Annotated in this window: 25 protein-coding genes, 2 tRNA genes and 3 rRNA genes (1 of these 30 only partly in view); 24 read left to right on the forward strand and 6 right to left on the reverse strand. The window is 60.7% G+C overall.

Annotated elements, in window-relative coordinates:
* From A9404_RS09835 to A9404_RS09875, 9 genes are all read left to right on the forward strand, one after another.
* Positions 1–186, forward strand: a 16S ribosomal RNA gene (locus A9404_RS09835) (it extends 1,350 nt beyond the left edge of the window).
* Between the two features lie 69 nt (positions 187–255).
* Positions 256–332: transfer RNA gene (locus tag A9404_RS09840), tRNA-Ile, on the forward strand.
* 108 nt (positions 333–440) lie between these two features.
* A tRNA-Ala gene (locus A9404_RS09845) sits at positions 441–516 on the forward strand.
* Positions 517–751: 235 nt separating this feature from the next.
* Positions 752–3,627, forward strand: a 23S ribosomal RNA gene (locus A9404_RS09850).
* 93 nt (positions 3,628–3,720) lie between these two features.
* A 5S ribosomal RNA gene (gene rrf, locus A9404_RS09855) occupies positions 3,721–3,836 on the forward strand.
* Together the 16S, 23S and 5S rRNA genes with 2 tRNA genes alongside form the textbook arrangement of a ribosomal RNA operon.
* 179 nt (positions 3,837–4,015) lie before the next feature.
* Positions 4,016–4,300: a ComEA family DNA-binding protein gene (locus A9404_RS09860; RefSeq protein WP_066100914.1), complete on the forward strand. Its 285-nt coding sequence runs from the start codon at positions 4,016–4,018 to the stop codon at positions 4,298–4,300.
* Positions 4,301–4,382: 82 nt separating this feature from the next.
* On the forward strand, positions 4,383–4,583 hold the full coding sequence (gene thiS, locus A9404_RS09865; protein ID WP_066100917.1) for a sulfur carrier protein ThiS: 201 nt from the start codon (positions 4,383–4,385) through the stop codon (positions 4,581–4,583).
* A 224-nt stretch (positions 4,584–4,807) separates the two neighbouring features.
* Positions 4,808–5,743, forward strand: a complete 936-nt coding sequence (locus A9404_RS09870) for a branched-chain amino acid transaminase (protein ID WP_066100920.1) — start codon at positions 4,808–4,810, stop codon at positions 5,741–5,743.
* A complete protein-coding gene (locus A9404_RS09875; protein ID WP_066100923.1) occupies positions 5,740–5,952 on the forward strand; it encodes a zinc-finger domain-containing protein in 213 nt (70 codons plus the stop codon). Before A9404_RS09870 ends, A9404_RS09875 begins: the two co-directional genes overlap by 4 nt.
* 183 nt (positions 5,953–6,135) lie before the next feature.
* Here the strand turns inward: A9404_RS09875 and A9404_RS09880 are convergent, their stop codons facing one another.
* Both A9404_RS09880 and A9404_RS09885 read right to left on the reverse strand, forming a co-directional pair.
* A complete protein-coding gene (locus tag A9404_RS09880) occupies positions 6,136–7,161 on the reverse strand; it encodes a mitochondrial fission ELM1 family protein (RefSeq protein ID WP_066100925.1) in 1,026 nt (341 codons plus the stop codon).
* A 27-nt stretch (positions 7,162–7,188) separates the two neighbouring features.
* Positions 7,189–7,860 (reverse strand): hypothetical protein, encoded by a 672-nt coding sequence (locus A9404_RS09885; protein WP_066103190.1) that lies wholly within the window; start codon positions 7,858–7,860, stop codon positions 7,189–7,191.
* 199 nt (positions 7,861–8,059) lie between these two features.
* On the opposite strand from A9404_RS09885, the gene A9404_RS09890 reads away from it, so the two are divergent.
* Positions 8,060–9,172: a glycosyltransferase family 4 protein gene (locus A9404_RS09890; protein WP_407645336.1), complete on the forward strand. Its 1,113-nt coding sequence runs from the start codon at positions 8,060–8,062 to the stop codon at positions 9,170–9,172.
* A 21-nt stretch (positions 9,173–9,193) separates the two neighbouring features.
* On the opposite strand, the gene A9404_RS09895 is transcribed toward A9404_RS09890, so the two are convergent.
* Complete coding sequence (locus A9404_RS09895; RefSeq protein ID WP_066100931.1) at positions 9,194–10,222, reverse strand: glycosyltransferase; 1,029 nt, start codon at positions 10,220–10,222, stop codon at positions 9,194–9,196.
* Positions 10,223–10,335: 113 nt separating this feature from the next.
* On the opposite strand from A9404_RS09895, the gene A9404_RS09900 reads away from it, so the two are divergent.
* The 5 genes from A9404_RS09900 to A9404_RS09920 are packed head-to-tail and all read left to right on the forward strand — an operon-like array spanning position 10,336 to position 15,087.
* On the forward strand, positions 10,336–10,983 hold the full coding sequence (locus A9404_RS09900; RefSeq protein ID WP_066100934.1) for a 2OG-Fe(II) oxygenase: 648 nt from the start codon (positions 10,336–10,338) through the stop codon (positions 10,981–10,983).
* Positions 10,984–10,997: 14 nt separating this feature from the next.
* Complete coding sequence (locus A9404_RS09905; protein ID WP_066100937.1) at positions 10,998–11,762, forward strand: polysaccharide deacetylase family protein; 765 nt, start codon at positions 10,998–11,000, stop codon at positions 11,760–11,762.
* Positions 11,759–12,613, forward strand: a complete 855-nt coding sequence (locus tag A9404_RS09910; protein WP_066100940.1) for a glycosyltransferase family 2 protein — start codon at positions 11,759–11,761, stop codon at positions 12,611–12,613. Before A9404_RS09905 ends, A9404_RS09910 begins: the two co-directional genes overlap by 4 nt.
* A complete protein-coding gene (locus tag A9404_RS09915) occupies positions 12,610–13,911 on the forward strand; it encodes an O-antigen ligase family protein (RefSeq protein WP_066100943.1) in 1,302 nt (433 codons plus the stop codon). Before A9404_RS09910 ends, A9404_RS09915 begins: the two co-directional genes overlap by 4 nt.
* 54 nt (positions 13,912–13,965) lie before the next feature.
* Positions 13,966–15,087 (forward strand): glycosyltransferase family 4 protein, encoded by a 1,122-nt coding sequence (locus tag A9404_RS09920; protein ID WP_066100945.1) that lies wholly within the window; start codon positions 13,966–13,968, stop codon positions 15,085–15,087.
* On the opposite strand, the gene A9404_RS09925 is transcribed toward A9404_RS09920, so the two are convergent.
* Entirely contained in the window at positions 15,084–15,998 is a 915-nt protein-coding gene (locus A9404_RS09925) for a lysophospholipid acyltransferase family protein (RefSeq protein ID WP_066100947.1), read from the reverse strand. The genes A9404_RS09920 and A9404_RS09925 overlap by 4 nt on opposite strands.
* Before the next feature lie 98 nt (positions 15,999–16,096).
* On the opposite strand from A9404_RS09925, the gene A9404_RS09930 reads away from it, so the two are divergent.
* From A9404_RS09930 to A9404_RS09945, 4 genes are all read left to right on the forward strand, one after another.
* Positions 16,097–17,374 (forward strand): 3-deoxy-D-manno-octulosonic acid transferase, encoded by a 1,278-nt coding sequence (locus tag A9404_RS09930; RefSeq protein ID WP_082922893.1) that lies wholly within the window; start codon positions 16,097–16,099, stop codon positions 17,372–17,374.
* Positions 17,375–17,456: 82 nt separating this feature from the next.
* On the forward strand, positions 17,457–18,401 hold the full coding sequence (locus A9404_RS09935) for an ATP-binding cassette domain-containing protein (RefSeq protein ID WP_066100950.1): 945 nt from the start codon (positions 17,457–17,459) through the stop codon (positions 18,399–18,401).
* The gene (locus A9404_RS09940) at positions 18,398–19,186 is read left to right on the forward strand and encodes an ABC transporter permease (protein WP_066100953.1); all 789 of its coding nucleotides are present in this window, start codon (positions 18,398–18,400) and stop codon (positions 19,184–19,186) included. The genes A9404_RS09935 and A9404_RS09940 overlap by 4 nt, the downstream gene beginning before the upstream one ends.
* Positions 19,187–19,409: 223 nt before the next feature.
* The gene (locus A9404_RS09945; RefSeq protein WP_197490332.1) at positions 19,410–19,634 is read left to right on the forward strand and encodes a hypothetical protein; all 225 of its coding nucleotides are present in this window, start codon (positions 19,410–19,412) and stop codon (positions 19,632–19,634) included.
* A 102-nt stretch (positions 19,635–19,736) separates the two neighbouring features.
* Here A9404_RS09945 and A9404_RS09950 read toward each other — a convergent pair whose 3' ends face one another.
* The gene (locus tag A9404_RS09950) at positions 19,737–20,468 is read right to left on the reverse strand and encodes an SDR family NAD(P)-dependent oxidoreductase (RefSeq protein WP_066100959.1); all 732 of its coding nucleotides are present in this window, start codon (positions 20,466–20,468) and stop codon (positions 19,737–19,739) included.
* Between the two features lie 14 nt (positions 20,469–20,482).
* Positions 20,483–21,100 (reverse strand): GTP cyclohydrolase I FolE, encoded by a 618-nt coding sequence (gene folE, locus A9404_RS09955; protein ID WP_066100962.1) that lies wholly within the window; start codon positions 21,098–21,100, stop codon positions 20,483–20,485.
* Between the two features lie 214 nt (positions 21,101–21,314).
* Here folE and argS point away from each other — a divergent pair, with 214 nt between their 5' ends.
* The 5 genes from argS (at position 21,315) to trpE (ending at position 26,892) form a co-directional block, all read left to right on the forward strand.
* Complete coding sequence (argS, locus tag A9404_RS09960; protein ID WP_066100965.1) at positions 21,315–23,081, forward strand: arginine--tRNA ligase; 1,767 nt, start codon at positions 21,315–21,317, stop codon at positions 23,079–23,081.
* 44 nt (positions 23,082–23,125) lie between these two features.
* Complete coding sequence (locus A9404_RS09965; RefSeq protein ID WP_066100967.1) at positions 23,126–23,713, forward strand: SPOR domain-containing protein; 588 nt, start codon at positions 23,126–23,128, stop codon at positions 23,711–23,713.
* Between the two features lie 192 nt (positions 23,714–23,905).
* Positions 23,906–24,598, forward strand: coding sequence for a ribulose-phosphate 3-epimerase (gene rpe / locus A9404_RS09970; protein ID WP_066103197.1), 693 nt, complete (start codon positions 23,906–23,908; stop codon positions 24,596–24,598).
* Complete coding sequence (locus A9404_RS09975; RefSeq protein ID WP_066100970.1) at positions 24,598–25,269, forward strand: phosphoglycolate phosphatase; 672 nt, start codon at positions 24,598–24,600, stop codon at positions 25,267–25,269. Before rpe ends, A9404_RS09975 begins: the two co-directional genes overlap by 1 nt.
* A gap of 111 nt (positions 25,270–25,380) precedes the next feature.
* Positions 25,381–26,892: an anthranilate synthase component I gene (gene trpE, locus A9404_RS09980; RefSeq protein ID WP_066100974.1), complete on the forward strand. Its 1,512-nt coding sequence runs from the start codon at positions 25,381–25,383 to the stop codon at positions 26,890–26,892.
* The last annotated feature ends 59 nt before the right edge of the window (positions 26,893–26,951 follow it).

Below are 26,951 nucleotides of genomic sequence, written 5' to 3' on the forward strand. Positions count from 1 at the left end.
TCAGCATTGCCACGGTGAATACGTTCCCGGGCCTTGTACACACCGCCCGTCACACCATGGGAGTTTGTTGCACCAGAAGCAGGTAGCTTAACCTTCGGGAGGGCGCTTGCCACGGTGTGGCCGATGACTGGGGTGAAGTCGTAACAAGGTAGCCGTAGGGGAACCTGCGGCTGGATCACCTCCTTTAAGAGATGATCACCCGACACGCAAGCATCCAACACAAATCATCTTGAAAGAAACGATTGGACGAGCTTAGGGTCTGTAGCTCAGTTGGTTAGAGCGCACCCCTGATAAGGGTGAGGTCGGTGGTTCAAATCCACCCAGACCCACCACTTTTGCGCATCTCGGCGTTAAAACCTTGCTTGTGTGCAGAAGGCACACAGCGCAAGCTTTCGCCTTGACCTGCACAAAAGGTCAGCAAGCTGACTGAATTAAGACAAGGGGCCATAGCTCAGCTGGGAGAGCGCCTGCTTTGCACGCAGGAGGTCAGGAGTTCGATCCTCCTTGGCTCCACCAAACCTTATAGGCTAGGCCGGAAAAGCAAGCCATAGATCAGAGCATCAGCCTTAGGGCTGTGTTTTGATCTCTGGCAAATGGTCAGACAATCATCGATCTTTAACAACACGAAGTGAATGCAAAGTAAGTGCGTCATCCTGGCGACAGGGTGGCGCACTTGCGATGAGTACATTGCATCTTATGTCAGCGAGCCATAGGCTCAGGCAGATTGGAAACAAGCTGTTTTGGGTTATATGGTCAAGTGAATAAGCGCACACGGTGGATGCCTAGGCGGTAAGAGGCGACGAAGGACGTGACAGCCTGCGAAAAGCTCCGGGGAGCTGGCAATACGCTTTGATCCGGAGATGTCCGAATGGGGAAACCCGGCCGAAAGGTCATCCCTTGACTGAATATATAGGTCTTGGGAAGCGAACGCGGCGAACTGAAACATCTAAGTAGCTGCAGGAAAAGAAATCAACCGAGATTCCCCAAGTAGCGGCGAGCGAACGGGGACTAGCCCTGAAGTGATTGAACGTTTAGTAGAACGGTCTGGAAAGTCCGGCGATACAGAGTGATAGCCTCGTATACGAAAAGCCTCAATCATGATGACGAGTAGGGCGGGACACGTGAAATCCTGTCTGAATATGGGGGGACCATCCTCCAAGGCTAAATACTACTTACCGACCGATAGTGAACCAGTACCGTGAGGGAAAGGCGAAAAGAACCCCGGCGAGGGGAGTGAAATAGAACCTGAAACCGTGTGCGTACAAGCAGTAGGAGCAGATTCGTTCTGTGACTGCGTACCTTTTGTATAATGGGTCAGCGACTTAATGATCGTGGCAAGCTTAACCGATTAGGGGAGGCGTAGGGAAACCGAGTCTGAATAGGGCGATAGTCGCGGTCATTAGACCCGAAACCGGAGCGATCTATCCATGGCCAGGATGAAGGTTGGGTAAAACCAACTGGAGGTCCGAACCCACTAATGTTGAAAAATTAGGGGATGAGCTGTGGATCGGAGTGAAAGGCTAATCAAGCCCGGAGATAGCTGGTTCTCCTCGAAAGCTATTTAGGTAGCGCCTCATGTCTCACTCTCGGGGTAGAGCACTGTTATGGCTAGGGGGTCATCCCGACTTACCAAACCATGGCAAACTCCGAATACCGAGAAGTGCAATCATGGGAGACAGACCGTGGGTGCTAACGTCCATGGTCAAGAGGGAAACAACCCAGACCGCCAGCTAAGGTCCCCAAATCTGTGCTAAGTGGGAAACGATGTGGGAAGGCATAGACAGCTAGGAGGTTGGCTTAGAAGCAGCCACCCTTTAAAGAAAGCGTAATAGCTCACTAGTCAAGTCGGCCTGCGCGGAAGATTTAACGGGGCTAAGCACAGTACCGAAGCTGCGGATGCCGTAAGGCATGGTAGAGGAGCGTTCCGTAGGCCGTTGAAGGTGGACTGTGAGGTCTGCTGGAGGTATCGGAAGTGCGAATGCTGACATAAGTAACGATAATGCGTGTGAAAACCACGCACGCCGAAAGTCCAAGGTTTCCTGCGCAACGTCAATCGGCGCAGGGTGAGTCGGCCCCTAAGGCGAGGCTGAGAAGCGTAGTCGATGGGAAGCAGGTTAATATTCCTGCACCGTTCATTATTGCGATGGGGGGACGGAGAAGGTTAGGTCAGCCGGGCGATGGTTGTCCCGGTTCAAGCGTGTAGGCAGATCCCTTAGGCAAATCCGGGGGGTTAATGCTGAGGCGTGATAACGAGTCTCTACGGAGATGAAGTGATTGATACCAAGCTTCCAGGAAAAGCCTCTAAGCTTCAGATAATGAGCGACCGTACCCGAAACCGACACAGGTGGACAGGTCGAGAAGACCAAGGCGTTGAGAGAACTCGGGTGAAGGAACTAGGCAAAATAGCACCGTAACTTCGGGAGAAGGTGCGCCCTCGGTAAGTGAAGCGACTTGCTCGTGGAGCTGAAGGGGGTTGCAGTGACCAGGCCGCTGCGACTGTTTAACAAAAACACAGCACTCTGCAAACTCGAAAGAGGACGTATAGGGTGTGACGCCTGCCCGGTGCCGGAAGGTTAATTGATGGGGTCAGCGCAAGCGAAGCTCTTGATCGAAGCCCCGGTAAACGGCGGCCGTAACTATAACGGTCCTAAGGTAGCGAAATTCCTTGTCGGGTAAGTTCCGACCCGCACGAATGGCGTAACGATGGCGGCGCTGTCTCCACCCGAGACTCAGTGAAATTGAAATCGCTGTGAAGATGCAGTGTACCCGCGGCTAGACGGAAAGACCCCGTGAACCTTTACTATAGCTTTGCACTGAACATTGAACCTGCTTGTGTAGGATAGGTGGGAGGCATTGAAACCCGGACGCCAGTTCGGGTGGAGCCAACCTTGAAATACCACCCTGGCATGTTCGGTGTTCTAACCCAGGTCCGTTATCCGGATCGGGGACAGTGTATGGTGGGTAGTTTGACTGGGGCGGTCTCCTCCGAAAGCGTAACAGAGGAGCACGAAGGTTGGCTAAGCACGGTCGGAAATCGTGCGGTTAGTGTAAGAGCATAAGCCAGCTTGACTGCGAGACAGACACGTCGAGCAGGGTCGAAAGACGGTTCTAGTGATCCGGTGGTTCTGTATGGAAGGGCCATCGCTCAACGGATAAAAGGTACTCCGGGGATAACAGGCTGATACTGCCCAAGAGTCCATATCGACGGCAGTGTTTGGCACCTCGATGTCGGCTCATCACATCCTGGGGCTGAAGCAGGTCCCAAGGGTATGGCTGTTCGCCATTTAAAGTGGTACGCGAGCTGGGTTCAGAACGTCGTGAGACAGTTCGGTCCCTATCTGCCGTGGGCGTTCGAGATTTGAGGGGAGCTGTCTTTAGTACGAGAGGACCGAGATGGACACACCTCTGGTGTTCCGGTTGTCACGCCAGTGGCACTGCCGGGTAGCTAAGTGTGGACGGGATAACCGCTGAAAGCATCTAAGCGGGAAGCCCACCCCAAGATGAGATCTCGCTGGGACCTTGAGTCCCCTGAAGGGCCGTTGAAGACCACAACGTTGATAGGCTGGGTGTGGAAGCGCAGTAATGCGTGCAGCTAACCAGTACTAATGACCCGTGAGGCTTGACCATATAACGCCAAAACAGCTTGCGACATGAGATCAATGTACTCAGAATGCATTCACTTCACAGCTTGGGGCCCAGAGCCCTAAGCTACCCTCTTCGCCTGGTATCCATAGAGCAGTGGAACCACCTGTTCCCATCCCGAACACAGAAGTGAAACGCTGCATCGCCGATGATAGTGTGGGGTTTCCCCATGTGAAAGTAGGTCAATGCCAGGCACCCAATTCAACAACCCCCCCCGAGGATCTCGGGGGGGGTTGTGCTTTATGGGTTGATCTTAAACTGCTTTTCTCGTTATCCTGACCGAGATCTCATCCGCCTCTTCTGTTTCAGATGCGGTTGAGGCGAAAGAGATCTTGTGTGGATTGACAAGAGTTTTGCTGAAAGGAGTATTGGCATGAATATGTGGATCAAGTCGCTTGTTCTTATCTTTGCGCTCGGCGCCGGCAGTATGGCTTATGCCATGGACAAGGTGAATCTGAATACGGCGACAGTCACGCAACTGGAATCGGTCAAGGGGATCGGTCCGAAGCTGGCTGGTGCCATTGTTGCCTACCGTCAGGCGCATCATGGTTTCAAGTCGCTGGACGAGCTCAAGTCTGTCAAGGGTATCGGCGACAAGAAATACGTCAAAATAAAGAACGCCTTCTCGCTGGGGGCGATGAAGTCCACCAAGCCTTAATATTAAAATAAGTAGGTTTTCAGGATCCCGCCCTGACGCGTTCGGGGCGGGATTTTCATTTAAATAAAAGACGAACGCAGTGATGACGGTTTTTATCAATGGTGAGGTGCGGGAGATTTCGGATGGCCTGAATGTGCAGGATCTGCTCAGGCTGCTCGAAATGCTCGATATGCGTTTGGCGGTCGAATTGAACGGTGAGATATTGCCCCGTCGTCTTTTTGGCGAGACGAAACTCGCTGCCAATGACCGGGTCGAAATTGTGCATGCGATCGGAGGGGGATGATACGCAATCATTGCGCGGGTGTTTTGCAGGTGAGCCGCTCTGGCCTGGTGTATCATTCCTAAAATTTGCCATTCGAGTCGGGGGCTCCCGGATCTTCGAGCAAGGGCGCGCGAATGCGTTCCATGTGCGATTGAATTCGGTCGAGTGGCGGTTAATTAAATAAAATATTGTTGCCGGATCCATGTGGGTTCGGCCATTAATCTGGTGAGTTGTGAGGCTTTACGATGTCGATGGAAGATCGGGACGGGTTTATCTGGTTAGATGGGGAGATGGTAGCGTGGCGCCAGGCTCAAACGCATGTGCTGACGCATAGCTTGCACTATGGCATGGGTTGCTTCGAGGGTGTTCGCGCGTACAAGACAGACCGGGGAACCGCCATTTTCCGTCTAGAGGATCATACCCGGCGTCTATTCAATTCGGCGCGTATTCTCGGCATGCCGATGCCCTATTCTGAGAGCGTCATCAATGATGCGCATCGTCAGGTCATTCGGGAGAATCAGCTCCATAGCGCCTACATGCGTCCCCTGGTGTTCTACGGTTCCGAAGGGATGGGGCTGCGTGCGGACAATCTGAATGTCCATGTCGTGGTTGCCGCCTGGGAGTGGGGTGCGTACCTGGGCGCTGAAAACATGCAAAAGGGGATCCGAATCAAGACCTCCAGCTACTCGCGTCACCACGTTAATGTCACAATGTGCAAGGCGAAGGCTACGGGCGCGTACATGAACTCGATGATGGCGCTGCGCGAAGCGACGATCGATGGATATGACGAGGCGATGTTGCTGGATACGCAGGGTTTCGTTGCCGAGGGGTCTGGCGAGAACATCTTCCTGGTCCGGGATGGCGTACTTTATACACCTGATCTCACGGCAGCATTGGACGGGATCACCCGTCGCACCATCATTACTTTGGCCAAGCGGTTCGGTTATGAGGTGATCGAGAAGCGAATCACGCGTGATGAAGTCTATATCGCCGACGAGGCATTCTTCACGGGTACCGCTGCAGAAGTCACCCCGATTCGGGAAGTCGACAATCGTCCGATCGGCAGCGGTTCCCGTGGCCCGATCACGGAGCGGTTGCAGTCTGCGTACTTCGATCTCGTTCACGGTCGCTTCGATGCGGAATTCAATTCCTGGCTCGATTTCACGGAGGTGCGGGTATGAACCCGGATACGGCGGCGCATCCTCAGGACTACAAGACGCCCAGTTCTGTGAATGAGGTCACGGTCACCAAGAAGGATCTACCGGTTTTCTGCCCCCAGGGTGACGAGATGCTTTGGAATGCGCACCCGCGCGTGTATATCCATCTCGAGTCCGTCGGTGATACGGCCCGCTGCATTTACTGCAGTACGGTTTATCGACTGATCGACTGAGCAGCGTGTGGTCCCTGATTCAGAATAATCCGGTCATGGCTGCGATCGTCGCAGCCGTCGTCCTGGTGACCCTATTTCTCCATGTGGGGGTATATATCGTGATCCGCAAACTGATGCGGCGCGATGTGTCAGCGGACGATGGCGTTGACTAAACACCGCCTAAGCCGGCTGCCCATCCCTTCTTCAGGAAGTGGTCACGGATGAGCCGTCGGCCGCTACGATGTTGGCGAGGTGCTCATCGAAGCGGGTGCGTACGATCTGGGCTACCTGGGGCGTATCGTTGACGGGCTCATAGGTCCAGTCAGCCAGTTCACCCGTAAACGGGCGCGTCACTCCCTCCGCGCGCAGCATTTCGTGGAATTGATTCAGTCGTCCCGAATAACCATCGAAGTCCAGGGTGTAGACGGGTTTTCCCGTCGAGGCGGCTTCGGACACCATCGACACGGAATCCCCCGTGACCACCAGATAGTCCGCACTCCCCAGAATGGCCATGTACGGATTGGGTCCCTGATTATCCCAGAACCAGTGGCCGGTTCCCGCCAGGACGGACTCCATCGCCCTGATGTTGTCTGCCCCGGTTCTGCGTGACGCGGTGATCCAGAGCAGCGCCTCCTGCGTTGCCGCCGCATCTACCAACGAGGACATCAATTGCCGGCTTTTTTCCGGCGTGAGTGTGGCCGTCGCATTGCTCCCGCCGATCAGGACGCCGATGATGGGACGTTGCCCCTTGATGCGTGCCAAATCCGGGTGACTGTTCAGCTGCGTTGCGAGCGCGTGATCCATTTTTTCCGGGGTGACATGGTGGAGCGCGCCGCGCGTGGGAACGACATTGGATCCGCTCAGCGCGTCATGTCGAGGCGGCACAATCAGGTCCACGAGATGGTTCGGCAGTTGCGGATTCTGGATGTGGACACTGAATACCCGGCCCCCGGAGGCGCGTTTGACGCCCAGCGCAGCAGCCGCGCCGAGACGTCCGCAGGAGATGACGAGGTCCGGCCACTCTGGGGCAAGGATGTCCGAGTCCTCGGTGAGCCGGGTATGTGCGGCGGGCACCCAGTGGCCGGGCAGCCAGCGCCAGGGCTTCACGAGGTTCACCTTCTTGAGTGCGTAGGGCCAGCCGATGTGTTCGGCGAGTCCGATGGCCTGGTTCTGGAGCCCGACGGCGCCTTGAGTCAGCAGCCAGACGTGACGTTGTGTCTCTGGTGTCATGCGGGGTTGGGGGTGTTGTTCGTTGCCTTAGATGACCGGAATGGGATCGTTCGGGAAAGCCAGTTCGTGTCGATTCCGCCATTCCGGTGCCACGTAGTTGATGATCAGCGTGCGGCGGATGCCGTTGATCGGACGTGGTTCGAAACCGTGCCAGGTGTTATCGGCCGGGACGAAGATCATGGCGGTATTGAAGGTGGCCGGCACCTGCTCGGCATGCCGTTCCTTGCTGTAATAAATGTCGGTGCCCCATTGCGCGTGCTCGGGATCCTGGGCGACATAAGCCAGCATGGTGAATTTTTTCACGCCCAGATCCGTATGCGGCTCGAGCCAGAAGCCTCGGGTGTCCAGTGCATATTCGATGCGCAGGTTGGTGCCGGCCAATTTCAGTCCGCAACGTTGCTGGATGGTATCGATGAGTGTGGGGGACTGGAAGGCTTCCGCGATGCTGCGACAGGTTGGGAAACGGGCGATGGCATCCTGATCGAAGAAGCGCCGAGACGCGTTATGGGTCTCGCGTCGCCCGCCCGTGTCATCGATGACCGGCGGTTCGAAGGGCAGATCGCTGATCGAACTGGCCACCGACTCCGGGAACAAGTGGCTCAATCGCCAGTGTCGATAGGGAACTTCCCGTTGCTCCGCGTTCTTGAAGGCGGCTTCGAGGCTGCCGAGGACGGCGTCGTGGGCGGTGGTGTCGGTCATGGGCGAATCGGCCTTTGGTGTCTTCTGGCACATGGTGTTCCGGCGGGAGTGCGTATAATCGTGCGGCCCGCCAAATTTCCGTAGTGTACGCCCCATGTCCGATTTGCCCAACTCCGATCAATGCGCCCCTGACGCGACGCCCGACAGGGCTCGGGCAATGTCGGAGCCGGTTGCTGTGCCTTCCAAGCGATTGACGGTGATGCAATTGGTGCCTGAGCTCGAAAGCGGTGGGGTCGAGCGCGGTACCGTGGAAATCGCCGCGGCACTGCTCGCTGCCGGGCATCGGCCGATCGTGGTCTCGGGCGGCGGCCGCATGGTCGCGGAACTCGAAGCATTGGGCGTTCGGCACATTACCCTGCCGATCGGAAAAAAATCTCTGTGGACCTTGCGTCATGTTCGAACCCTGCGGCGACTCTTCGTGGCTCAGGGCGTGGATATCGTGCACCTGCGTTCGCGGATGCCCGCGTGGGTGGGATGGCTTGCCTGGCGACGGATGGATCCAGCCACGCGTCCTCGCCTGATCACGACCGTGCATGGTCCCTATTCGGTCAATGCCTATAGCGCCGTCATGCTGCGGGGCGAGCGCGTGATCGCCGTCTCGGAGATGATCGTGGACTACATTCGACGCAATTATCCGTGGGTGGGGATGGCGAATGTCCGGCGGATCTACCGGGGTGTCGATCCGGTGGCGTTCCCGGCGGGCTATCGCCCCGATGCTGCCTGGCTTGCGGCCTGGGAGGCACAGTTCCCACAGACCCGTGATCGCTGGGTGTTGACTTTGCCGGGGCGGATCACGCGCTGGAAAGGGCAGCTCGATCTGCTGGATATCGTCACGCGGTTGAAGGCGGCTGGCGTGCCGGTCCATGGATTGATCGTGGGCGGGGCGCATCCCCGCAAGCGCCGGTTTCTGAGTGAGCTCGAGCAGGCGATCGCGCAGCGTGGACTGGCGGGTGATATCACCCTGGTCGGACAGCGGAGCGATTTGCGGGAGATCATGGCCATCAGCGATGTGGTTCTGTCGCTGTCCACGGATCCCGAAGCGTTCGGTCGCGTCAGCCTGGAAGCCTTGACGCTGGGACGACCGGTGTTGGGTTACGCCCATGGCGGTGTCGGGGAGCAGTTGTCCGCCATGTACCCCTCGGGCGCCATTCCGCTGGGCGATGTGTCGGCCGCCGTGAAAATCCTGCGCCAATGGCATGGTCAGGGTGCGCCTGCCGTGCCCGCCGAACGTCCGTTCACGCTCCAGGCCATGCAGGATCAGACGTTGGCAGTCTACGAGGCGCTGTGGCGATCGCCACGGATGGAGGGCTAGCGCGCCTCAGTCAGGCGTCGTCTATCGGCTTTCCGCTTTCAGGGCGGACAGCTGTCGATAGAAGTCGAGCGTGCGTTGGGCCATGTGGTCGAGGGTCAACTCGGCACGGGCACGGGCAAACCAGGGTTGATAGGCCTCGCGTAGTATGTCCCGATGATCGAGCGCTTGTGCCAGTGCGGTATGCAGCGGATCCGGGGCGCCGCAAGGGACGACCTTGTCCGCGGGCAGGTAGTCCGCCGCCCCGGGGATTGCCGTGGCCACGATCGGCACGCCCGTATGCAAGGCCTCGATCAGCACATACGGAAATCCTTCGCGCCGCGAGGCGATAACCAGCAGATCGGCGGCCGCCATCAGTAGTGGCACGTCGGGCCGGTAGCCGGCGAATACCACGCGATCACCCAGCCCCAGCGCGGCATGCTGTGCCTTGAGCGCGGTTTCGTCTGGCCCCGAGCCGACGATCACGAGCCTGCCTGGCAGATCCCGCCAAGCTTCGAGGAGGATGTCGAACCCTTTTGCCGCAACGAGGCGTCCGACCGAAAGAGTCATCGGCTCGTCGGCCGGACACCATTGGGCGCGGCAAGCAGCGATCTCCGATAGGCTTGGTGGTATCGGCGGCGCGATACCGTTCGGGATGACGGCGATGTTCGGGTGGCGGAGGCGGTCTGCCGCGGCCTGAGAAACGGCGATGACGCCGTCGTACCCGTGAAACGGCGATATGTCGTTTTTCAGGTTGTGGATGGTGGCGACGTTGACCGGTGCCCGCGCACCGCACAGTCGAACCATGCGGGCGGCCTTGTTTGCCTGGGCGTGGAGGACGTCTGGTCGGAACGCATCGAGTTGCCGCTTCAGTCGCCACAGCGCCCACGGATTGTAACGCCATGTACCTGCAGGCAGCGGGATGAACTGGATGGTCGAAGCCAGGCGGTCGGCAAAGCTGACGTCGGCGAACACGGCAACCGTATGCTGGGCACAGAGGGTGTTGGCCAGGTCGACGAGATGGCGTTCAAGGCCGCCGTAGCCTTTGCTGACCATGATCAGGGCGATGCGCATAAAACTCTCGGTGACGTTGCGATGGAACGGACGTCCGTCCGATCGACGGGTTCGTGTTCGGGGGCTCATGATACACTGGGCGGTAGTTTCCCATCCGTACCGAGGATCAGTTGATGGCAGCAGAACGTTTGGTCAATCTCGATGCCCTGGCCAATGCGCCGCTCGTTCGTGAGCCCTTCCCCCACGTGGTGGTGCGGGATTTCCTGCCCGAATCGGTCATGGCGGACATCGACAAGGACTTCCCGGACGTGCCCAAACGCGGCAGTTTTCCCATGAGCGAGCTGCGCAGCGGGCCCAGTTTCGCCCAGTTGGTCGAATACCTGGAGAGCGAGGCGGTTGCTCAAGCCTTTTCCGAAAAACTGGGCCTGGACCTCACCGGCAAGCCCACCACGATGACGATCCGCGGTTACAGCGGCGAGCAGGACGGTCGGGTGCACACGGACTCGCGCAGCAAGATCGTCACCGTATTGCTGTATCTCAATTCCGGATGGAATAGCCCCGATGGTCGGTTGCGGCTGCTGCGTTCCGACAATCTCGATGACTGGTTCGACGAGGTGCCGCCGGATGCGGGCACGCTGCTGGCGTTCGTGAATACGGAAAATGCCTGGCATGGCCACAAGCCGTTCGTCGGCCAGCGACGGAGTATTCAGCTCAACTGGGTCGTCGATGAAGCAGCCGTGCGGCGCAGTCAGTGGCGACATGGGCTTTCGGCGCGTCTCAAACGCTGGTTCGGGCACAAGCCGCGCGCCGAAGCGTACTGAGTTCCTGGTCGTTGATGATGTGGGTCGCCGTCGTGGCGGGGGTTGGGCTTGGCCTGCTGCTGGCCGCCCTGGCTGCACGCTACAATCTGTGGCGTCCGGCACGTTCCCTGCGCATCCCCCGCATCCTCATGTACCACAGCATCCGTCCGATGGAGACGGCTACGGGGCGGGGTGAGGGAATTGTGACCACACCGACGCAATTCGCCGCACAGATTGACTGGCTGGCGCGACATGGTGCCCGGTTCGTGACGGTGTCGCAGATGGCTGCCGCGACCGATCGCGACCATATGGTGGCGGTGACCTTCGACGATGGCTACGCCGATAACTACCGGCAGGCCTGGCCGATTCTGCAGAGGTATGGGGCGCCGGCGACGATCTATCTGGCGCCGGAGATGTCGGGCATCGATCCGCTGACGCCGGCGATGATCCGCGAGATGGCGGCGGGCGGGATCGAGTTCGGCGCGCATACCCTCACCCACGTTCACTTGCCGTCGACGGACAATGCGGTAGCCGAACGGGAGATCCGGCAGTCTCGCACGGCCGTGCAGGCGTTGACCGGGCAGGATTGCCTGAGTTTCGCCTACCCCTATGGCAAGCTGGCCGACCGACATGTCGACATGGTTCGGCAGGCGGGATTCACGACGGCCGTGACGACGAAGAAGCGCATTCTGCCCTGGGCCGATGTCGATCCGCTTCGGCTGCCGCGGCTGTCGATGCTGGGGCAGATGAATCGATTTGAGTTCTGGTTGACCATTACCCGAGGACGGTATCGCGTATGACTCACCACCTTGCATCGCCATCGCCGGTGCCCATCAGTGTGTTTCTCATCACCAAGAATTGCGGTCGCTGGCTGGACCAGGTTCTGGCGCCGGTCGCCGATTTTGCGGAGATCGTCGTGGTCGACTCGGGCTCCACCGATGAGACGCTGGCCATCGCAGCCCGCTATCACGCACGAATCATCCATCAGGACTTTCTGGGCTATGGCGAGCAGAAGCAGGTGGCCCTGGCGCAGTGCACCCAGCCCTGGGTGCTGAATCTCGATGGTGACGAGGTGATCGATGACGAACTGCGCGCCGGGATCATCCGTTTGGTGACGGAAGACGATTCGGCGGTGACCGGGGGACTGGTGCGGTTTCGGGATTGGTTCATTGGGGTGCCGGCATCCAAGGCGACGCGGGCCATCACCCGGGTGCGCCTGTTCCGGCGCGAACGGGGACGCTTCCTTTCCGAGCAGATCGTCCATGAGTCGATCCAGCTCGATCCGGGCGGACGTATCGTCACGCTGCCGGGCTGGGTCGAGCATTTCGGTGTGGAGTCGGTCAGCCTGCGGACCGAGAAGATCAACCGGTACTCGACGATGCGTGCCGAGCTCGATGCGGCGCGCGGCAAACGGCACTCGGCCCTGAAGCTCGTGACAATCTTCCCGTTGCGCTTTCTGAAGAACTACCTGCTGCGCCGGGCGTTTCTTTCCGGTCGTCGCGGCCTGATCCAGGCCATGGCGAGCGCCTATTACTCGTTTCTGATCGAGGCCAAGAAATTCGAGGCCGAGGAACGTGCCCGGCTGAAGCTGGATCAACCGACGGAAGCGACGACCGCATCCGTACCATCCCCGACAAAGGAGCTGTCATGACGACGAACGCGGCCGGTGGCCTGCCCCCGCAAGGCGCAAAAATGAATCGCTGGCTGATGTGGGGGGTCATGCTGTTGCCGATCCTGGTGCTGTTCAAGCGCGTGCCGGCGGAAATCGCCGTTGGCGTCACAGTGCTGATCGGACTGTATCTGGGCTATCGCCGCCAGAATTTCCGCTGGCTGGCCGAGGGGTGGGTCTATGCGGCGGCGGCCCTTTCGTTGATCCTGCTGGTGCTGGCCCCGTTCTCCGTCAACCCGGGCTACTCTGCTTCGCAGGCGTTGCTCGCGTTTCGTTGGCCGGTGTTCGCCGCCACCCTGATCTGGCTCTTTACGCGGCGTCCGGATGCCCTCGGCCTGTTCGAGCGGGCCATGCTCGCGGTCACGGCCTTCATCATTCTCGACACGGTGCTTCAGTACGTCACGGGGACGGATATCTTCGGCCACCCGCGGCCGGAGGCTTTTCGCCTGACCGGCCCGTTCGCGCACTCGCTGGTGGGGACGTTCACGACCCGCATCTGGTTCATTTCTCTCGCGTTGGTCTGGTTCGTCGCTCTTCGGCGTGGTGAGGGGCGTGCGCTGATTGCGGCGGCAATCACCTCGGCGATCGGCGTGCTGTTTTTGTTTCTCACCGGCGAGCGGGCGGCCTTCCTGACCCTGTTGCTCGGTTCCGGCCTGGTGTTCCTCGGCATCCTCGTGCACTACCGGCGCTGGCGCCTTCGCCTGCTGGGGCTGGCCGTGCTCGGGTTGGTGCTGGTGGTCGGTGTGGGCGCGACCCAGAAGGAAATGGTGGCCCGCAGCGTGGACTCCACGATCCATACGATCACGCACCTTGACGAGACGGTCTATGGCCTGAATTTCCTCACGGGGCTTGAAGAGTTCCGGGCGCACCCCTGGACAGGGGTCGGTGCCCGCGAGTTCAAGGCCTATTGTGATACGCAGATGCCGGCGAACCATGCCCGGTACAACGCCATGGGTTTCGACGGCTGCGTGCTGCATCCGCATAACTTCTACACGGGGATGCTGGCCGAAGGCGGGATTTTCTCGTTCCTCGCGTTCTCGGCATTGGTGATTCTGCTTTTCGTGGCCGTGGCGCAGGGTGCACGCCGGTCGAATCAGCCGATGTTCGCCTATTTCGGCGCGGCGCTGTTGTTGACGACCTTCTGGCCCTTCCAGAGTTCGATGGAGTATTTCAACGGCTGGACCGCGGCGGTGATCTGGACCGGCATCGCCTGGGCGATCGCGCGGGCGCGGGTGCCGTATGCCGCGGGGGGTTCAATTGGTGCGTCGGCAGCGGTTTAGTCGACGGGTGTTTTTGGCAATGGATGAAAAGGAGCGATGCGTGGGGTTGAGCGAATGAACGCGGGGCGACACTGCCGTACGGCGCTGGTTCTGTCCTATCGCGAGGGATTTTCCGTCAACGATGCCACGTCCATTTCATTGACGATTGCCGAGCAGTTGGCGGACGATCACGACGACATCCTGATTCTGGGTGGCCCGAATGCCATTGCGGCGGGCGCGCCGCTGGTCGATGGCGTCATCCATCCGCTCCGGCTGCCCTGGTGGCCGATCGGTCCGCACAACCGCCGGTACGAACGCGCCATCCGTCAGGCCGTTCGAGCCCTGCAGCTGGATCGACTAGAGCTGCACAACCGGGGCGTGCTGTTCCACCGGCTTTCGGACTTGCCCATCGGGCTGGCGTTGTACCTGCATAACGATCCGCACCTGGTCGGTGGACTCAAGACCCAGGCGGATCGCTTGAAGATTCTCAAGCGCGCCGATTATGTGGTGTGCGTCAGCGAATACATTCGCCAGCGTTTTTGCGCAGGCCTCCCGGATGCGCTCTGCGCGAAGGTGCATATCGGCTACAACACGCTGAATCTGGCTGAGTTTGCGCCAACGGCGCCGAAGGACAACGAGATTGTGTTCGTCGGTCGATTCATTCCGGAAAAGGGCATTGTGCCGTTGTTGCAGGCCCTGAAATCGACATTGCCCAACCATCCGGACTGGCGCGCACGGATCATCGGTGCCCGGTATTTTGGACAGAAGGGGCTCCAGTATCCCTACGAGAAGGAGCTACTCGAGGAATTGGGGACGGCGCACCCGCAAATCGAAATGCCGGGCTACCGGCCGTTCGCCGAAGTGGTCGAACTGTTCCGGCGGGCACGTATCGCGGTCGTACCCTCGACCTGGGAGGAACCCTTCGGGCGGACGGCGCTTGAGGGCATGGCGGCGGGGTGTGCCGTGATCGCTTCCCGGCGTGGCGGCTTGCCGGAGGTGCTGGGCGATGCCGGGGTGTTGGTCGAGCCGACGGCCGAGGAAATCTCGGCGGCGCTGGCGCGGCTGATGAGCGATCCTCAGTACTGCGATGCGGTCGGGCAGCGGTGTCTGGCGAGAGCCCGCACGGTCTTCGACCCTGGACCGATCCACCGCGAGATCAACGCACTGAGGCGCTCCCCCCGCCCGTCGAAGGGTTAGGGCTTTTTGCCGGATTCGTAGGGCGATGCCTCTCCGGGCGCGACATCCTTGTATCGCCGGTGCCCCCAGAGGTAGCCGGACGGCTCTTGGCGGATCTCCGCTTCCAGCCGTTCGACCAGTCGCGCGGTGTCTGCCGCATCGTCGCCGCTGGGCAAGCCTTCCAGCGGCGGCTGGATGATCACCGTGTACTCGCCGGCCGTGCGCCGCACGTAGTAGGGCAGCACGACGGCATTGCCCATGCGGGCGAGTACCGGTACGGCGATATTGGTGGCGCAGCGCGTGCCGAAAAACGGAATGAAGGCGCTCTGCCTGCCGTGGTAGCTCTGATCGGCCGCCGTCCAGATGATGCCGCCCTGCCTGAGCGTGCGGATCATGCCGCGGGTATTCTCCCGGTCGATCATGCCCGCCAGATGGCGGCGGCGACCCCGATTGATGAGCTCGTCGATGGCGGGGTTGTCGTTGGGGCGATACACGGCGTGCACGGGCCAGCGGCGTGCGGCCAGATAGACGGAGATTTCACCCTGCGTGAAGTGGCCCGCATTGAGGATCACGCCCTGGTCGCGTGCAAGGGCCGCCTCGATGTGTTCGGCGCCAATCACGGTGTGCGGTGGCGGGGTGTCGGTTCGGCCGTACCAACCCCAAATCGATTCGAGCGCATCTTCGCCCAACCGCTCGAAATGCCGGTTGAGCACGTTTTCCCGCCAGACATCGTCCTGCGCCGGAAACGCACAACGGAGATTGGCCTGCATGACGGCGCGGCGCTTGCGGAGCCAACGACCGACACTGCGCCCCACGAACCGCCCCAGGCCAAGTCGGGCGCTTTGCGGTAGCGCGGCCAGTGCACGCAGGGGCAGGCTCAGTGCAAAGGCAGTGAGTGACGCGGCAGCAGGCAGATTCGGGGTGCGTTCCATGGGCGGGTATTCTAAAGCGATTTCGTGACGTTTGGGCGTGCGTTTGCGCGGTCGATCTGCGTCGGTTCGCTGCATCGGTGGGTCGGTTCTGAGGCATAATGCCCGCACTTCTGGACAAGGGACGAGGCATGGCTGGCTGGGTCTATCGCATCGCGCTGTGGCTGGCGTTTCCGTGGCTGTTCGTCGATTCGCTGAGGCGGGCGATCAGGGCGCCTGCTCAGCATCGAATCTGGTTGGCGCAATGGGGGCGCCTGTCGTCCGAATTGCCGACCGGTGCAATCTGGCTGCATGCCGTGTCGCTCGGCGAAGTGCGTGCCGCCCGTCCGTTGATCGCGGCATTGCGGGAGGACTGGCCGGACTGCCCGCTGATTCTCAGCACGACGACAGAAACCGGTGCGCGTGCTGCACGGGAGCTCGGGGTGCCTCATTTCTACGCGCCGTTCGATTATGCTTTCGTCCAGTATCTCGTGTTCCGACGGTTGCGCCCCAAGTTGCTGGTCGTGATGGAAACCGAGCTCTGGCCGAACTGGCTGCGGGCCGCCCGGGCGCAGAACGTGCCGGTGGCACTGGTCAATGCGCGGTTGTCGGACCGCTCTTTTTCCCGCTACCGTCGGTGGGGCGGGCACCTGTTGCGCGATACGCTGTCCTGCATTCGTCTCATCTGTGCACAGTCTGAGGCCGACCGGGCGTGCTTCGAGGCGTTGGGTGCCTCATCCGCCGATACGGTGATTCAGGATTGCGGCAATATCAAATACGATGTGGCCTTGCCGACCACGGTGCCTTGGTGTGCTGGCGAGCGATTCGTCTGGCTGGCGGCCAGTACCCATCCAGGGGAAGAAGCGGTCGTGCTGGCGGCGCATCGGCAGGTGCTGATCGATATGCCGGACGCCCTGCTGGTGCTGGTGCCCCGTCATCCCGAGCGGGCAACGGCGGTCGCGGCGTTGATCGCTGAGGCGGGGCTCGCGGGGCAGGTCGGCGACGACGCATCGACGGTAGCTCCGGGTACTCAGGTGTTCCTGTTGGCGCAAACCGGGGTGTTGATGCGCTTTTTTGCCGCCATCCCGGTCGTTTTCATGGGGGGCTCCCTCGTGCCGATCGGTGGGCATAACCCCATCGAGCCGGCCTTGTTCGGACGCGCCGTCGTTACGGGGCCGCAGACTCGAAATTTCCGCGATATCTATCGGCAACTCGACGAGCATCAGGCCGTGCGCACGGTGACGAACGGCAGCGAGCTGGCTCAGGCCGTGCTCGATGCCGGTCGCGCGCCCGAGGATTGGCGCGCGGTCGGTGATCGCGCACGGGGGGTTGTCGCGGATAACCGGGGTGCAACCCAACGGATAATGACCGGTCTGGCGCGGTTGCTGCCGTCGCCATAGCGTGTGCGCCGTCCGGATTCGGCGGTTGACGATTGTTTGGGACCCGTATGGGGATTTGAGTGGATGCAACTCGGGGTTTTTCATGACGAACGTGACTGAGCTGGCGGTGACCGAGCCCATTCCGGCCGTTTGGGCCAAGGGGTTGGTGAAGCAATTTGGTTCCTTGCGGGCCGTGGACAGTATCGATTTCAGTATTCGGTCGGGACTGTGCTTCGGCTTTCTGGGACCCAACGGTGCGGGCAAGACGACCACGCTGAAGATGCTGCTTGGCCTCGTCGATTTCGATGCGGGTGAACTGTGTCTGTTGGGTGAATCCCTGCCCGAGGCGGCGCGGACCATTCGTAGCCAGGTTGGTCTCGTGCCGCAGGCAGACAATCTCGACCCTGATTTCACGGTTCGGGAAAATCTCTTCATGTACGCCCGGTTTTTCGGTTTGAGTCGCCGCGATGTCGCCGACCGGGTCGAGGCGCTGCTGGCGTTTGCGGAGCTTACGGCCAAGGCCGATGCGAAGGTCGAGACGCTGAGCGGCGGGATGAAGCGCCGCCTGATCATTGCCCGTTCGCTGATCAACAACCCGCAGATCGTGGTACTCGACGAGCCGACCACCGGGCTGGATCCTCAGGTTCGGCACATGATCTGGGCGCGCCTGGCCGAACTGCGCGCGCGGGGCGTGACGCTGATCCTGACGACGCATTACATGGAGGAGGCGGAACGCCTCTGTGACGAGCTGGTCGTGATGGATCATGGGCGCATTTTGGATCAGGGATCGCCCAAGGCATTGATCCAGAAGCATGTGGAGAGCGATGTCATCGAGTTGCGCGGCGAGGTCAGCGATGGCCTGTTCACGATGCTGCGCTCGATGAGCGCGCATGCGGAGCGTCAAGGGACGGCCGTGTATGTCTACACTCATGCACCGGCACCGATTCTGGAGTTTCTGGGCGAGGATACCGGCCTGACGATCATTCATCGTCGGGCAGGTCTGGAAGACGTTTTTTTGCGCCTGACCGGTCGGGGGCTTCGCGAATGAAACGATCGATCTGGACCTTTCCGCGCCTCCGGCTGGCGGCCTTTGCCTTGCTGGAGCGGAATTTCCTCGTGTGGCGCAAGCTGATCGGGCCGGCGATCGCGCTGAATTTCGGCGAACCCCTGATCTACCTCCTTGGTCTGGGCTTGGGGCTGGGGCATCTTGTCGGTGCGGTGGGCGGTCTGCCCTATCTGACATTCCTGGCCTCGGGCGTGGTTGCCTCCTCGGCGATGACCACCGTGAGCTTCGAGGGCATGTATTCGGTCTTCACCCGGATGGTGCCGCAAAAAACCTACGATGCGATCATGGCTACCCCGCTGGATATCGACGACATCGTGCTGGGAGAAACCGTCTGGGCGGCCGCCAAGGGCGTGCTCAGTGCGATTGCCATTTTGGTGGTTGCGAGCCTGCTGGGTGCCGTTCACGGTGGGTGGATGGCGCTATGGGCGATACCGGTGGTCTTCCTGATGGGGTTGACCTTTGCCGGGCCGGCCATCGTGATGAGTGCTGTCGCCGGCAGCTACGATTTCTTCAATTACTACTTCGTGCTGGTGGTGACGCCGATGTTCATGCTGTCCGGGGTGTTCTTCCCGTTGGACAGCTTTCCCCCGGCCCTGCTGCTGGCCGTTCAGGCGTTGCCGCTCACCCATGCGGTTGCCCTGATTCGTCCCCTGATCGTCGGTCAGCCCCTGACGGACATTGCGCTTCATCTGACGGTGCTCTCGGTGTATGCCGTGCTGGGATACTACCTGGCTGTGGTGTTCGTTCGGCGTCGTTTATGGGTCTGATGTGCGTTTCCCGCCTGTGCGGATTCGGCGTTTTCGGCGCTTTAAATTGAATATTTGTTGTTTGATTGCGGTTCATTGTTAATTTGTGTTGTATTTTGGATAATTATTGAATTAAATAGATATAGGTGGCTGTTTTAAAACGATATTATTCATGTGGTGTTTGGCTGTTTCCCGGCGTATGATTCGCTGGCTTGTGTCATAAATCATGAAGGAAATAGTTGCTATGAACGCTCGTTCAATGAAGTGGGTCGTCGGTGCGGTAGTCGCTGGTGTGATGGCGGTTTCCAGCGTGGCGATGGCCGCGGATCCGGCTCCGGCTGCCCCGGCTGTCAAGAAGCACCACGCGGTGAAGAAGCATCATGCTGTCAAGAAGCATCATGCGATGAAAAAGCATCACGCAGTGAAGAAGCACGTCAAGAAAGCACCGGCCGCCGCCGCTGCCAAGTAATCCAAAGGAACAACGCACGGATTTTGGCGTTAGTGCGCTGTTGCGATATAGGCCCGGGCAAGTTCCCGGGCCTTTTTCTTTCTCAGGGCGGGTGCCGGTCGGTTAACCCTGGTGGCCGTTGTCCACGCGGATGGTCGTGGCATCAATCGCGGGGCAGGCCATGAGAAAGTCGATGGTGTGGCAGATGACGCCGGCGCCTGGTTCGAAGGGCAGCAGATTCTGGGCGAGCCGCTGTTTGCGGTAGCTCGTGTCGTCCTCGGGGTGGAACAGGATCAATCCGGGTGCGAGGGCGTTGACGCGCGTATGGGGGGCGAGGCGTTTTGCCAGAGAACGGGCGGCGCTCTCGGCGGCGGCTTTCGACGCGAGATAGTGCAGGTGATCCGACTCGCCGGTGTGCGCGGCGGTATCGGTCATGAACACGACCAGTCGGTCGGCGCGGCCCTGGCGATCGTTGGCGGGCAGCAGGCGCTGGAGTTCCTCGGTGATCTGTACGGGGGTCGTGACGTGAACCTGATACAGTTCGCCGCACCGGTTCGGGTCGAGGGCGCAGGTTTGGTCGTCGTACCAGACCGAGGCATTGTGGATGATGACATCCAGGCGCGCGGTCGCGTCGGCGACTGCCGTGGCGAGGGTGCGCGCCGCCATGGGGTCGGTGAGTTCGCAGGGTAGGGCGATCAGGCCACGCTCGATCAGTTCGGTCAACTTCGGGGTGGACTTTCGGTAGGTTCCTATGACCCGATGGCCCTGGCTCAGCAGATGTTCGGCCAGCGCTGCACCAATCCGGCGACCGACGCCGGTGATGAGGGCGACTTGGGACGGGTTAGGGGTGTTCATCGCCGCGCAGGCTCCTATTTGCGTCCCTGCGCAATCAGCTGCAGGAATTCGTTGCGCGTCTGGGGATCGTCCCGAAGAACGCCGAGCATCATGGACGTGATGGTTTCCGAATTGACCTTCTCCACGCCGCGCATCGCCATGCACATGTGCGCCGCCCGGACTTGCACCGCGACACCGCGCGCGCCGGTGACGCGCTGTACGGCGTCGGCGATCTGCTGGGTCATGTTCTCCTGGATCTGCAGTCGACGGGCGTAGAGGTCGACGATGCGCGCCAGCTTCGACAGGCCCAGCACCTTGCCCTGTGGCATGTACCCGATGTCGACATGACCGATGATCGGCAGCATGTGGTGCTCGCAGAGGCTGTAAAATTCGATGTTACGCACGACCACAAGTTCGTCGTTGTCCGACGTGAAGAGTGCCTCGCCCACGGCGCTGCTGAGCGGGTTCTTTTGTCCTTGTGTCAGATAGATCAGGGCCTTGGCGACGCGCTCCGGCGTCTGCTTCAGCCCTTCCCGGCCGGGGTCTTCCCCCAGTGCACCGAGAATGGTGTGCACCGCGCCCGCAATAGTGGCAACGCGGTCGTGATCTTTGGCAACGGGCTCGGGAAAGTCGTCTTCGTGTAAGGCGGTCATGGTCAAAGGCGCTCCTGGCCCGGAAAAATGGCATTGGTTTCGTATTCTTTGGCTGAACACTTTAGCAGGCGCGCGCGCCGGATTCGTCGAATTGTCACGGAAATTAACCTGTCGGCAGCGGTTTCCGCGACGGGTTTTTGCGTGTTGAACCGGCCACGGGATAAACTACCCGGTTCCAAACCACCTGCAATTTCTTGAACACACGGATACCGAATTGAAAGCCCGAATCGAACAACAGCTGCAGAAGGCGCTGAACACCCTGAAAGCGGAAGGTCTGTTGGACGCCGCGGTCCAGGCCACCCCCAATCTGTCGGTGCCGAAGGATTCCACTCATGGCGATTTTGCCACGAATCTCGCGTTGCAGATCGCCAAGCCCATGGGTGTTGCGCCGCGTGCGGCGGCCGAGCGACTGCTGGCGGCCCTGACCGATCGGGCCGGTATCCGTGCCGTCGAGATTGCCGGGCCGGGCTTTCTGAATTTCTTCGTGGATGCGCAGGCGGCGTTCGCACTGCTGGATGACATCGTTGCGGCCGGTGCGGCGTACGGGCGGGCCGAGATCGGCAAGGGGTCGCGGATCCAGGTCGAGTTCGTTTCGGCCAACCCGACGGGCCCCCTGCATGTGGGCCATGGCCGCGGCGCGGCCTACGGCGCCGTGGTTGCGGATCTGCTGGCGGCCGTCGGCTACGAGGTGCATCGCGAGTATTACGTGAACGACGCCGGGCGGCAGATGCATATTCTGGCCGTAAGCGTCTGGCTCCGTTATCTGGAGCGCTGCGGCGCGACATTGACCTTCCCGGCGAACGGGTACAAATCCGAAGGGTATATCTTCGACATCGCGGCCGGCCTGCAGGCCGAGCATGGCGATTCGCTGAACGTGCCGACAAGCGAAGTGTTCGCGGATCTGCCGGCAGACGAGCCGCAGGGCGGCGACAAGGACGAGTACATCGACGCGCTGATCGCGCGGGCCAAGACGCTGCTGGGTGAGGTGGGCTACCGTACCGTGTTCGATGCCGGTCTTAAGTCCATTCTGGCCGACATCCGCGACGATCTCGCCGAATTCGGCGTGACTTACGAGGACTGGTATTCCGAGCAGACGCTGGAAGATCGGGGGATGATCGATCGCGCCATCGAGCGGTTGCAGGCCAGCGGACACATCTATGAGCAGAGTGGGGCGTTGTGGTTCCGTTCGACCGACTTCGGGGACGACAAGGACCGGGTCGTGCGTCGTGATAACGGCCAGCCGACTTACTTCGCGTCCGATATCGCCTATCACATGGAGAAGTTCGAGCGCGGGTTCGATCGGGTCATCGACATCTGGGGCGCGGATCACCACGGCTACGTGCCGCGCGTGAAGGCCGCCCTGACGGCCCTGGGCTATGACGCTGGTCATCTGGACGTGTCGCTCGTGCAGTTCGCGATTCTCTACCGTGGCGGCGAGCGCGTTCAGATGTCGACCCGGTCCGGCAGCTTCGTGACCCTGCGTGAGCTACGGGAAGAAGTGGGCAACGAGGCGGCCCGGTTCTTCTACGTGATGCGCGCGGCCGCCCAGCATCTGGATTTCGATCTGGATCTCGCGAAGAGCCAGTCCAACGACAACCCGTTGTACTACATCCAATATGCGCATGCGCGGGTGTGCAGCGTGTTCCGTCAGCTACCCCTGCGCGGTTTTGTCCATGATCCCGCCAACGGGCGTACGGCTTATGCGCGGCTGACGGAATCCCACGAGCAGGCACTGTTCAAGCGACTGAGTCAATATGCGGATACCGTGGCGCGCGCTGCGGTGGCCCTGGAGCCCCATCAGCTGGTTCACTATCTTCGCGACCTCGCCCAGGATTTCCACGCCTATTACAACGCTCATGCGTTCCTGGTGGCCGAGGATGCGCCGTTGCGCGACGCGCGTCTCAACCTGATCGCCGCAACGCGTCAGGTTCTGGCGAACGGTCTTGGTCTGTTGGGCGTCAGTGCCCCGGAAGAGATGTGAGTCGCATTCCGATGAATTCGATTTTCCCAACCGGAGCCTGATCCATGGCGCAAAACAAGCGTGCCCCGGCAAATCGGCATCGCAGTAGTACGCCCCCAGCGACCGGCAAATGGATTGTCGTGCTCCTGCTGGTCGTGGCGGGTCTGCTGGTGTTCATCGCCGCCCATCTGTGGAAGAAGGACGGGCAATCCGGGCAGGAATCGACGCGTCATGATGCACGCTCCGTGAAGAAGACCGAGCCCCAGGCACCCGTCAAACCGGATTTCGAGTTCTACACCCTGCTACCCAAGCAGAGCAACAGCCCGGTGATTCCGTCTCCGGCGGAAAAGCCGGCAACCGGGGGAAAACCTTCTGCAACGGCGCCCGAGAAACCCGATCGGACCGAATCGGCGGCCAAGTCCATCAACTACTGGATTCAGGCCGGATCGTTCGCCACGCAGGCAGAGGCGGACCGGCGCAAGGCGGAAATCGCCATGCAGGGGTTCACTTCCGAGGTGCGGCCGGCGGAGGTGAATGGCAAGACGTATTACCGGATTCAGATCGGGCCGATCAAGAACAACGATTTGCCGGAAGTGCGACGCCGCCTGAAGACCGCCGGGATCGATACGTTACCGCCGCGCACGGCCCCCTGAGCGGGGGCGGCAGTCCCCGGCGACGTGGGGCGGGTGGCTCGGACTTAATTTTTTCGGGCTTTTCGGGTACATTGGCGGGCATTTGTCGTCCAAAAGCGGCCCGGCGGGCGGCGAGGGCCGAGCCGGATGGGCGGGGCTTCGCCTCGGCATCACGAGATTCCTTTTCGTTACTTTTCCAATGGGGACTTTTCCATGTCTGATTTCATCATTGCGCCAAGCATTCTGTCCGCCAACTTCGCCGCCCTCGGTGCCGAGGTCGACAAGGTTCTGGCCTCCGGTACCGACTGGGTGCATTTCGACGTGATGGACAACCACTACGTCCCGAACCTGACCATCGGCCCGCTGGTCTGCGATGCCCTGCGTAGCCATGGCGTCACCGCCCCGATCGACGTCCACCTGATGGTCAAGCCGGTCGATCGTATCATCCCGGATTTCGCCAAGGCCGGTGCGACCTACATCACCTTCCACCCGGAAGCTTCCGAGCACATTGACCGTACCCTGGGTCTGATCAAGGATTCCGGTTGCAAGGCTGGCCTGGTATTCAACCCGGCCACCCCGCTGGACGTCCTCGAGTACACCCTCGACAAGTGCGACATGGTCCTGCTGATGTCCGTGAACCCGGGCTTTGGCGGTCAGTCCTTCATCCCGTACGTGCTGGACAAGGCGCGCAAGGTCCGCCAGATGATCGACGAGCGCGGCCTGAACTGCCGCCTGGAAATCGATGGCGGCGTGAAAGCCGACAACATCCGCGAAGTCGCCGAAGCCGGCATCGATACCTTCGTTTCCGGTTCCGGCATCTTCGGCAAGGGCAAGGACACCGACCCGAACCGCTACGACAGCATCGTTGCCGAAATGCGTGCGGAATTGGCCAAGGCGAAGCGTTGATGCCTCAATTCAACCCGAAGATGGTGCTGTTCGATCTGGATGGCACCCTGATCGACTCGGTCCCGGATCTGCATCGTGCCGTCAACATGATGCAGCGTGAGCTCGGCTTGCCGGAGCGGGCCGAAGCGGACGTCCGGAACTGGGTGGGCAATGGCATCGAGCCTCTGGTCGATCGGGCGCTGACCAATACCCTGGCCGGCGGCGCCGATCGCGAATTGTTCGCGCGAGCGTTCGAGATCTTCAAGCCGGCCTACGCCGAGACCAACGGCAAGTATTCCCGGATCTTCCCCGGCGTTCAGGAAGGGTTGGATCATGTGCGCAGTCTCGGGCTGTCCATGGCCTGCGTCACTAACAAGGCAACGGCCTTCACCCTGCCGCTGCTCGAAGAGACGGGGCTGCTGGCCCAGTTCGAGACCGTGATTGCCGGCGACACCCTGCCGATGAAGAAACCGGACCCTGCGCCGCTGTGCTACGCCGCCGGCTGGTTCCGGGTGCGGCCGCGCGAATCCCTGATGATCGGGGACTCCATCTCCGACGTAAAGGCCGCCCGCGCTGCCGGTTTCTCGATTATCTGCATGAGCTATGGCTACAACCATGGCGAGGATATCCGCAACTACAACCCGGACGTGGTCATCGATTCGATGGCCGAGTTCGCCGGACTGATCGGTTAGGATTGGGTGGCATGGGCAGGGTCGTATCCCGTTTGATGGGTCTTCGATGGCGTCGTTGAATCGAAATCGTTCGCGCGCCTGACCTGCCCCCGCTTGCCCAAAGGAATCTTCATGTCTTTTCATCCCTCCGTCGAACAACTCGCCCAACTTGCCGCAGAAGGCTATAACCGGGTACCGCTGACCCGGACGGTCTCCGGCGATTACGACACCCCCCTCTCGGTCTACCGCAAGCTGGCCGAGGGGGCGAACAGTTACCTCTTCGAATCGGTCACTGGTGGCGAGCGCTGGGGGCGTTATTCGATCATCGGCCTAGCCGCGCGGACGGTCCTGCGGGTTTATGGTCAGCGCATTGAGATCCGTCAGGACGGCGCCGTGATCGAGACGGCGGAGGTAGCGGATCCCCTGGCCTGGATCGAGGCCTACAAGGCGCGCTATCGCGTCTATGAGCCTTCGGGCATGCCGCGTTTCCACGGCGGGCTTGTGGGCTATTTCGGCTTCGAGACCGTGCGTTACATCGAACCCAAGCTGGCCGCGCGTCCGGCCAAGCCCGACCCCCTCGGCAATCCCGATATCCTGCTGATGCTGTCCGAGCAGGTCGTTGTGGTCGACACCCTCTCGAGCAATCTGCTGCTCGTCACGCTGGTCGATCCGACGTCGCCCGATGCCCTGGCCGAGGGCGAGCGGCAGCTCGATGCACTGGTCGGTCGGCTTCAGACGGCCCAGGTGCATTATCAGCCGATCGCGGCACCCCGAAAGATCGACGAAAACGATTTCAAGGGCAGCTTCACGCGTCAGGGTTATGAGGATGCGGTACTGAAGATCCGCGAGTACATTGCCGCAGGCGATGTCATGCAGGTCGTGCCCAGCCAGCGCATGACCATCGAATACCATGCCGCGCCGCTCGATCTCTACCGAGCCCTGCGCAGCCTGAATCCCTCGCCCTACATGTTCTTCCTGGACGTGGGCGACCATCAGGTGGTCGGTTCCAGCCCCGAGATTCTCGTGCGACTGGAGGATGATGAAATCACCGTACGGCCCATCGCCGGGACGCGGCCGCGGGGCAAGACACCGGCAGAAGATCTCTCGCTGGAACTCGATCTGCTCAGCGACCCGAAGGAAATCGCCGAGCACGTCATGCTGATCGATCTGGGCCGCAGCGACACGGGTCGGGTCGCGGAAATCGGCACGGTCAAGCTCGAAGAGCAGATGGTAGTCGAGCGCTATTCGCACGTCATGCACATCGTTTCCCAGGTCACCGGGCGGCTGAAGCAGGGCATGAATGCCATGAACGTCCTGCGCGCAACTTTCCCGGCCGGTACCGTCAGCGGCGCCCCGAAGATCCGGGCGCTGGAAATCATTGACGAAATCGAGCCGGTCAAGCGCGGCATCTATGCCGGGGCCGTGGGGTACTGGGCCTGGAACGGCAACATGGATACGGCCATCGCGATTCGGACGGGTGTTGTGAAGGATGGCGCGTTGCACATTCAGGCCGGCGGCGGCATCGTTGCCGATTCCGTGCCAGCTACCGAATGGGAAGAGACCATCAATAAGCGCCGCGCCCTGTTCCGGGCGGCCGCGGTGGCGGAAGCCGGAGTGGATGGGGTGCAGTCCGCGACGCGCTGACCCCGTCGATTCGACGAAGCGAAAAAAACGGCCCGAGTCACCCCGGGCCGTTTTTTATT

The organism is Halothiobacillus diazotrophicus (assembly GCF_001663815.1).
Lineage (GTDB): Bacteria > Pseudomonadota > Gammaproteobacteria > Halothiobacillales > Halothiobacillaceae > Halothiobacillus > Halothiobacillus diazotrophicus.

Coding starts and splice junctions, on each gene's coding strand:
- A9404_RS09905 (WP_066100937.1), top strand. CDS start 10,998: ATGATGTGGGTCGCCGTCGTGGCGGGGGTTGGGCTTGGCCTGCTGCTG.
- A9404_RS09885 (WP_066103190.1), bottom strand. CDS start 7,860: ATGACCGACACCACCGCCCACGACGCCGTCCTCGGCAGCCTCGAAGCC.
- A9404_RS09950 (WP_066100959.1), bottom strand. CDS start 20,468: ATGAACACCCCTAACCCGTCCCAAGTCGCCCTCATCACCGGCGTCGGT.
- A9404_RS09900 (WP_066100934.1), top strand. CDS start 10,336: ATGGCAGCAGAACGTTTGGTCAATCTCGATGCCCTGGCCAATGCGCCG.
- A9404_RS09920 (WP_066100945.1), top strand. CDS start 13,966: ATGAACGCGGGGCGACACTGCCGTACGGCGCTGGTTCTGTCCTATCGC.
- thiS (WP_066100917.1), top strand. CDS start 4,383: ATGACGGTTTTTATCAATGGTGAGGTGCGGGAGATTTCGGATGGCCTG.
- A9404_RS09940 (WP_066100953.1), top strand. CDS start 18,398: ATGAAACGATCGATCTGGACCTTTCCGCGCCTCCGGCTGGCGGCCTTT.
- folE (WP_066100962.1), bottom strand. CDS start 21,100: ATGACCGCCTTACACGAAGACGACTTTCCCGAGCCCGTTGCCAAAGAT.
- rpe (WP_066103197.1), top strand. CDS start 23,906: ATGTCTGATTTCATCATTGCGCCAAGCATTCTGTCCGCCAACTTCGCC.
- A9404_RS09975 (WP_066100970.1), top strand. CDS start 24,598: ATGCCTCAATTCAACCCGAAGATGGTGCTGTTCGATCTGGATGGCACC.
- A9404_RS09875 (WP_066100923.1), top strand. CDS start 5,740: ATGAACCCGGATACGGCGGCGCATCCTCAGGACTACAAGACGCCCAGT.
- A9404_RS09935 (WP_066100950.1), top strand. CDS start 17,457: ATGACGAACGTGACTGAGCTGGCGGTGACCGAGCCCATTCCGGCCGTT.
- A9404_RS09860 (WP_066100914.1), top strand. CDS start 4,016: ATGAATATGTGGATCAAGTCGCTTGTTCTTATCTTTGCGCTCGGCGCC.
- A9404_RS09890 (WP_407645336.1), top strand. CDS start 8,060: ATGCAATTGGTGCCTGAGCTCGAAAGCGGTGGGGTCGAGCGCGGTACC.
- A9404_RS09870 (WP_066100920.1), top strand. CDS start 4,808: ATGTCGATGGAAGATCGGGACGGGTTTATCTGGTTAGATGGGGAGATG.
- A9404_RS09910 (WP_066100940.1), top strand. CDS start 11,759: ATGACTCACCACCTTGCATCGCCATCGCCGGTGCCCATCAGTGTGTTT.
- A9404_RS09895 (WP_066100931.1), bottom strand. CDS start 10,222: ATGCGCATCGCCCTGATCATGGTCAGCAAAGGCTACGGCGGCCTTGAA.
- A9404_RS09965 (WP_066100967.1), top strand. CDS start 23,126: ATGGCGCAAAACAAGCGTGCCCCGGCAAATCGGCATCGCAGTAGTACG.
- A9404_RS09880 (WP_066100925.1), bottom strand. CDS start 7,161: ATGACACCAGAGACACAACGTCACGTCTGGCTGCTGACTCAAGGCGCC.
- A9404_RS09925 (WP_066100947.1), bottom strand. CDS start 15,998: ATGGAACGCACCCCGAATCTGCCTGCTGCCGCGTCACTCACTGCCTTT.
- A9404_RS09945 (WP_197490332.1), top strand. CDS start 19,410: ATGAACGCTCGTTCAATGAAGTGGGTCGTCGGTGCGGTAGTCGCTGGT.
- A9404_RS09915 (WP_066100943.1), top strand. CDS start 12,610: ATGACGACGAACGCGGCCGGTGGCCTGCCCCCGCAAGGCGCAAAAATG.
- A9404_RS09930 (WP_082922893.1), top strand. CDS start 16,097: ATGCCCGCACTTCTGGACAAGGGACGAGGCATGGCTGGCTGGGTCTAT.
- trpE (WP_066100974.1), top strand. CDS start 25,381: ATGTCTTTTCATCCCTCCGTCGAACAACTCGCCCAACTTGCCGCAGAA.